We start from the raw sequence: 628 nt of genomic DNA, 5'->3' as shown, positions 1-628 counted from the left end.
ATAATTTCGTTTGCAACATCCTCAGTGTATGATTCCAGGAATGGCCAGACATCAAAACGGGAGATCCACTTGCGGAGGATACCATTCTCACTCCTGAATGGAACACGAAGAATGTCAGTGTGCTCAGTTCCAATAACCTTCTCCACACGCTGGCCGCATGTAGTACCAACAGCATCAGGCAACAGCCTGGTTACAATGAGGATCTTAGGTGTGATATCAAGGCCTTGCTGCTTGATCCTCAAAAGCATCTCATTCTCCAAAGCGCGGACTTGGTCCAAAATGTACACAACCTGACCACCAGTATCAGGGTATCCCAACACATTGGATTGGGCAAAGTATCCATGCGGAGACAGGATAACAACATTGAACATCATTGGAATAGTTCCAAGGAACTTCTCCAAGTTGGCCGGATCAGGGGCCTCAAGAAGGTCAAGAAGCAAGTGGATGGTGTCAAGCACACGCTTTGCACAGTCACCCCAACCCTTCTCCAAACCGAGCTCTTGGAACCTGTGGTTGAACTCCGAGTAGGGCGTGTCTTGAGGAATGCCCATCAGATATTCTTCTGCCTTTCTAAGGGATGATTGGAGCCCACGAAGGCTCTGAATTCTGTCATTCAGCATCATTGTCG

At 48.2% G+C, this 628-nt stretch carries 1 protein-coding gene; it reads right to left on the bottom strand.

Annotated elements, in window-relative coordinates; genetic code table 11:
* Positions 1 to 628: hypothetical protein (locus NK662_RS24670; protein ID WP_254761358.1), on the bottom strand; the 628-nt coding region annotated here is incomplete at both ends.

Source organism: Ectobacillus ponti, from assembly GCF_024294785.1.
In the GTDB taxonomy this organism is placed as follows: Bacteria; Bacillota; Bacilli; order Bacillales; family Bacillaceae_G; genus Ectobacillus; species Ectobacillus ponti.
The sequence above is the reverse complement of the archived record's forward strand: the minus strand, read 5'-3'. Positions and strand labels throughout refer to the sequence as shown.